The sequence below is a fragment of the Rhizobacter sp. P1_G5 genome (assembly GCF_056405435.1).
Genome location: NZ_JBFUCB010000343.1, coordinates 1 through 6,436, shown reverse-complemented (window position 1 = coordinate 6,436; position 6,436 = coordinate 1). Strand labels below are relative to the sequence as shown.

Annotated in this window: 4 protein-coding genes and 1 pseudogene; 4 read left to right on the top strand and 1 reads right to left on the bottom strand. The window is 68.9% G+C overall.

Features of this window, described 5'->3' with window-relative positions:
- Positions 1–286: pseudogene (locus tag AC1D12_RS21140) on the bottom strand (hypothetical protein); the annotation flags it as partial.
- Positions 287–462: 176 nt separating this feature from the next.
- Here AC1D12_RS21140 and AC1D12_RS21135 point away from each other — a divergent pair.
- From AC1D12_RS21135 to AC1D12_RS21120, 4 genes are all read left to right on the top strand, one after another.
- Positions 463–2,004, top strand: coding sequence for a methyl-accepting chemotaxis protein (locus AC1D12_RS21135; RefSeq protein WP_477842660.1), 1,542 nt, complete (start codon positions 463–465; stop codon positions 2,002–2,004).
- Between the two features lie 158 nt (positions 2,005–2,162).
- A complete protein-coding gene (locus AC1D12_RS21130) occupies positions 2,163–4,739 on the top strand; it encodes a 2-oxoglutarate dehydrogenase E1 component (RefSeq protein ID WP_477842658.1) in 2,577 nt (858 codons plus the stop codon).
- Positions 4,740–4,793: 54 nt separating this feature from the next.
- Positions 4,794–5,456: an HAD-IA family hydrolase gene (locus tag AC1D12_RS21125; protein WP_477826687.1), complete on the top strand. Its 663-nt coding sequence runs from the start codon at positions 4,794–4,796 to the stop codon at positions 5,454–5,456.
- A gap of 171 nt (positions 5,457–5,627) precedes the next feature.
- On the top strand, positions 5,628–6,436 hold an 809-nt coding region (locus AC1D12_RS21120; protein ID WP_477842656.1), incomplete at its 3' end, for a glycoside hydrolase family 5 protein.

Genomic DNA, 6,436 nt, shown 5'->3' with positions numbered 1-6,436 from the left:
CGGATTGCTGCGCCAGCTTCTGCCCCGTGTCGTCCGACACCAGGTACCGGCCTTCGCGCGTGAAGCCGCTGGCATTCGCCCAGTTGTAGAAGCCGATGCAGGCGTCGGGGCTGACGGTGAGATAGCGCAGGCTGTTGCTCACCTGGTAGTACACCGAGCCGTTGTACGGACACGGCTCCAGCAGCAGCGCACGCCGGATGTCGGGCACCAGCACCGCCCACTCGGCGCAGTTCTCGCCCAGCCATCCGACATGCGTCCCCTGTCGCCACAACGACAGGCGGAACACGGTGGGGATGGAGGGCAGGGGCCCGGGCGGGTCGGAACACATGTTTCACACTGTGACCGATAGCGCCGAAATTGCGGCTGAATTGGCCTGAAATGTCCTGAATTGGACTCAGTCCCGCGCCTTCATTGTCGATAACCCTGAAGCAATTCACGTCGCAACGTTCAGGGAGTAAAAAGATGAATCTGTCGAACCTCAAGATCGGTTCGCGTCTCGCGCTGGCCTTTTCGGTCGTCATCGCGCTGCTGCTGGTGATCCTCGGCGTCGCCACCTCGGTCCTCAACGGGCTGAGTTCGGTGATGGACAGCGTGGTCGACGACCGCTATGCGCAGATTGCGCTCGCCAACAAGATCAAGACCAAGGGCGACCACGGCGCCGTGACGATCGGCCGCATCCTGCTGTCCACCAACCCCGATCAATTGAAGAAGTACATGGACGAGTACGCCTCGATCCGTGCGGCGAACACGCAGAACCTCGCCGATTTCGAGAAGCTGCTGCACACCGACGAGGACAAGGCGCAATTCGAGGAGCAATCGAAGGCGCGCAAGGAGTACGGCGTGGTCGTGCGCAAGGTCTTCGACCTGATGGCTGCCGGCAAGCGCGACGAGGCGATGGTCGTCTACCAGGACGAGATGGCCGCGCCGCAGGCGCGCTACTACGCGCTGATCGACAAGATGGTGGCCCGCCAGTCGCAGAGCATGCTTGACGACGTGGCCACCGCGAAGGGCAGCTCGCGCACCGCGAAGCTGCAGATGGTGGGTGCCTCGGTGCTCGCCGTGCTGCTGGGCGTGCTGACGGCCTGGACCATCACGCGCTCCATCACCCACCCTATCCAGCGCGCGATCGAACTGGCCGAGTCGGTCGCCGCAGGCAACCTGACCTACAAGGTCGAGGTGCACAGCAAGGATGAGGTGGGTCGGCTGATCCTGGCGCTGCAGCACATGGTCGACAGCCTGCACCGCATCGTCTCCGAGGTGCGCACCGGCGCCGACACGATTTCCACCGCGGCGCACGAGGTGTCGCAGGGCAACACCGACCTGTCGGCACGCACCGAGCAGCAGGCGAGTGCGCTGGAGCAGACGGCGTCGGCGATGGAGCAGCTGACYGCGGCCGTCAAGCTCAGCGCCGACAGCGCGGGCCAGGCCAACCAGTCGGCGATGTCGGCCTCGACCGTCGCGACGCAGGGCGGCCAGGTGGTCGGCCAGGTCATCGACACGATGAGCACGATCTCGACCTCGTCGAAGAAGATCGCCGACATCATCGGCGTGATCGACGGCATCGCGTTCCAGACCAACATCCTGGCGCTGAACGCCGCCGTGGAAGCGGCGCGCGCCGGCGAGCAGGGCCGCGGCTTTGCAGTGGTGGCCAGCGAGGTGCGCAGCCTCGCGCAGCGCAGCGCGACGGCCGCCAAGGAGATCAAGTCGCTGATCGACGCCTCGGTCAACCAGGTCGACGAGGGCAGCAAGATGGTCGAGCAGGCCGGCGTGACGATGAAGCAGGTCGTCAGCAGCATCAAGCGCGTCAGCGAGATCGTGGCCGAGATCAGCGCATCAAGCCGCGAGCAGAGCATGGGCATCGAGCAGGTCAACAGCGCGATCCTGCAGATGGACGATTCCACGCAGCGCAATGCGGCGATGGTCGAGCAGGGCACCGCCTCGGCACGCGCGCTGCAGGACCAGGCGAAGCAGCTGACGCACGTGGTCCGCTCGTTCGCCCTTTGACGACGCGAGATTCCGGGATCCAGTGAGGCCGCGCCATCCGTGGCGCGGTGTGAGAGGAGACGGTCGATCGGACGGCAGGCACCACCAGAGTGCTGACCCGTCCTGTTCAGTTCCGCGCAGTACATCTCCATCACCTTTCTGTCAGGGAGGACGGAATCTTGATCACTTCGTTTCACGAGGACGCACAGCTGCGTCCGGCCCGGCTCACGCCGGAAGTCCACCGCTTCGTCGAGGCACACCGCGCGCACGGGCACCGCCATGCGGCGCTCGACCCGCTCGGGTTGTCGCGGYCRCTCGACGTGCAGGGCCTGTCGCTGCAGCGCTTCGGGCTGTCGCCGGGCGATGCGTTGACGCATGACGAAACCCCGTGGCTCGGCGCGCGCGATGCGCATGAGCTCGACCGGCGCTTGAAGGCCGCGTACTGCGGACCGCTCGCGCTGGATGCGTCGGCCGTGCGCGACGACGCGCGCCGCGCGTGGCTGCAGGCCCGCATGGAAGCCTTGCCGGCGGCCACGTCGCCGGACACCGGGCTGCTCGACCGCCTGATCCAGGTGCAAGCCTGGGAGCACCACCTGGCGCGCCGTTTTCCGCATGGCAAGCGCTTCTCGCTCGAAGGCTGCGAGGCCTTGCTGCCGCTGCTCGATGCGCTGCTCGAACGCGCTGCATCGCACGGCGTCGCCGAGGTGTTCATGGGCATGCCGCACCGCGGCCGTGTCAACGTGCTGGTCAACCTGCTGGGCCTGCCGGCGGGCGAGGTGATGGACTACCTCGATCCGCAGGCGCACGATCCGCAGCAGCACCTCGACCTCGTCTACCACCTGGGCGGCCGCCGCCGCATCGCGACGCGGCACGGCGAGATCGCGCTGACGCTGGCCCACAACCCCTCGCACCTGCAGAGCGTGTACCCGGTCGTGGCCGGCATGGCGCGCGCGAGCCAGGTGCGTGGCGGCGACAGCCACGCGATGGCGATCGTGCTGCACGGCGACGCCGCGTTCGCGGGGCAGGGCGTCGTGATGGAGACGCTCGCGGTGACGCAGAAGCCGGGCTATGCGGTCGGCGGCCTGGTGCATGTGATCATCAACAACCAGCTCGGCTTCACCGAACCGAACGCGATGGACGCGCAGGCCGCACGCTATTGCACCGACGTGACACGCATGGCGGACGCGCCGGTGCTGCGCGTGAATGCCGATGCACCCGAGCAGTTGCAGCGCGCCGCGCAGATCGCGCTGGYGTACCGCGCGCAGTTCGGCACCGACATCGTGATCGACCTGATCGGCTACCGCCGGCTCGGCCATTCCGAGCACGACATGCCGGCGTTGAGCAGCCCCGGCACCTACCCGCGCGCCGAGCTGAAGCCCTCGGTCGTCGAGGTGCATGGCGCGGCGCTGGTGGCGGCCGGGATGGCGAGCGAGCCGGAGATGGCGTCTTACATCGCCGCCGGGCGTGCCGCGGCGATCGAGGCGTTCTCGGCCAGGCAGCCCGCGGGTGCAGCCGGGACGGCGGCGAACACCGTCGTGGCCGGCGAAGCGCAGCCGCACGCGGCCTGGTCGCGCGAGCGCCTGCAGGCGGCGGTGGCGGCGATGACCGCGCTGCCGGGCGGCTTCCAGCCGCACCCGGCGATTCACACGCTGGTGCAGCAGTGGTCGCATGCGGCGGGCAGCGACGCTGCGCGCATCGACTGGTGCTTCGCCGAGAACATGGCCTATGCCTCGCTGCTCGGCGCCGGCACCGACGTGCGCGTGTCGGGCCTGGACGTGCGCCGCGGCACCTTCATGCACCGCCATGCGGTCTGGCACAACCAGGCGGCGACGGGGGCCGGCGAGTTCACGCCGCTGCAGCAGGTCGCAGCAGGCGGTGCGCGCTTCGACATCGTCAACTCGGTGCTGTCGGAAGAGGCGGTGCTCGGCTTCGAGTACGGCTACAGCGTGGAGGCCGGCGCGCAAGGCAGCGGCAGCAAAGGCCGCGGCCTGACGATCTGGGAGGCGCAGTTTGGCGACTTCGTCAACGGCGCGCAGGTGTACGTCGACCAGTACATCAGCGCCGGCGAAGCGAAGTGGGGCTGCCGCTCGGCGCTCGCGTTGCTGCTGCCGCACGGTTACGAAGGGGTCGGGCCGGAGCATTCGAACGCCTTCCTCGGCCGCTTCCTGCAGCTGTGCGGCGGCGACAACCTGCGCGTGGCTTTCCCGTCGACCTCGGCACAGTGGTTCCACCTGCTGCGCCGGCAGGCGCTCGATGAGCAGGCCAAGCCGCTGGTCGTGATGACACCGAAGGCGGTGCTGTACGGCGAATCGGCCTCGCATTCGACGGTCGGCGAGCTGTTGACGGGTGGCTTCGAGCCGGTGCTCGACGACGCCGCGGTGGCCGATGCGTCGCAGGTGACGCGCGTCATCCTCTGCAGCGGCAAGCTGTACTACGACCTGCACAGCGCCCGCGTGGCGCAGGGCCGCAACGATGTCGCGATCGTGCGGCTCGAGCAGCTGTACCCGTTCCCGCAGGCCGGGCTGGGTGCGGTGCTGCAGCGCTACCCGCAGCTGCGCGAGCTGGTGTGGGCGCAGGAGGAAACCCGCAACCAGGGCGCCTGGGCGTTCGTGCGCGACGATCTCGCCGAGGCCTGCCCGCGCGGTGCCGTGCTGAGCGAGGTGTCGCGCGCGGTGACGGCCGCCGGCGCGGTGTCGTCGCAGGCGGTGCACCAGCGGCAGCAGCAGGCGCTGGTGGCGCGGGCGCTCGGCGGCTGAGACCGCGGCCACACGCGTTACCCTGGGGCTCCTTCCACGAGTCCCAGGRCCGCCATGACCCCGCCGTACGCCGACCGCCGCTTCGCCGCCTTCTTGTTCGACATGGACGGCACGATCCTCAGCTCGATCGCGGCGGCCGAGCGGGTCTGGGCCGGCTGGGCGGCGCGGCACGGGCTGGACGTCGCCGCCTTCCTGCCGACCATCCACGGCCGGCGTGCGGTGGAGACGATCCGCCAGCTCGCGCTGCCCGGTGTCGACGCGCAAGCCGAGGCCGACGAGATCACGCGCCGCGAGATCGACGACGTGGCCGGCATCGATGCGATCGCCGGCGCCGCTGCCTTCCTGGCCGCGTTGCCGGCCGATCGCTGGGCCATCGTCACCTCGGCGCCGCGCGCGCTCGCGCTGCGCCGCATCGAGGCCGCGGGCCTGCCGCTGCCGGCCGTGATCGTGACCGCGGACGATGTGGTGAACGGCAAGCCGGCCCCCGATGGCTTCCGCCTCGCGGCGCAGCGGCTGGGCGTGGCGGTCGAGGCCTGCCTCGTCTTCGAGGACGCGCCGGCCGGCATCGCGGCCGCCGAGGCGGCGGGCGCCGCGATCGTCGTGATCACCGCCACGCACACGCATCCAATCGCAACACTGCACCCGCAACTGCCGGGCTACGGCGCGATCACCGTCACGCCCGGACCGGCCGGCACGCTGCAGCTCACGCACCGCTGACGCCACGGTTGCAGGCGGTGACAACCCCGCCGCCCGATCGAGGGTTTGCCCGAGGATGATCCGCGCCCCGGCCCCGAAGAATCCCGGACTGGAAACGTTTCCACTTTCTTCCACTCCAGTCCGACCATGAAACTCCTTTCACGCCTTGCCTCGCGGTTTGCCCTGCTGCCCGTGGCTGCCCTCGTGCTGGCCGGCACCGCCGCCGCCCACAGCAGTTTCCTGAAGGTCGACGGCCGCCTGGTGCGCAACCAGAACGGCACCGGCGACCCGATCTACCTGCGCGGCGTGAACCTCGGCGGCTGGCAGGTGCACGAGACGTGGATGTCGCCGCTCGCCGGTGCGAGCGACGACTACACGATGCGCAAGACGCTGAGCCAGCGCTTCGGCGATGCGGGCCGCGATGCGCTGATCAACGCCTACCAGGACAGCTACCTGCAGGAGAAGGACTTCAGGATCCTCAGCGAGCTCGGCATGAGCGCGGTGCGCCTGCCGATCTACTACCTGAACCACATGAACGAGGATGGTTCGTGGAAGCGCGATGCCGCCGGCAGGATCGACTTCCGCCGCATCGAGTGGGTGGTGGCGATGGCGAAGAAGTACCGCCTGTACGTGATCCTCGACCTGCACGGCGCGCCGGGTTCGCAGAACGGGGCCGACCACAGCGGGCGCATCGGCGGCTCGGGCCAGCTGTGGAACAACACGACGTTCCAGAACCAGGCGCTGACGTTCTGGCGCGAGCTCGCCACGCGCTTTCGCAACGAGCCGACCGTCGCCGGCTACGACCTGCTGAACGAGCCGTCGCTGAGCTACCCGTCACCGGCGACGCGCCCGGTGCTGGACATGTACAACCGCTTCTACAACGAGATCCGTGCGGTCGACCCGAACCACATCGTGATCATGGAAGGCATCTGGGACTGGACCGCGATCACCCGGCCGTCGGACTACGGCTGGACCAACGTGATCTACGAGTTCCACTACTA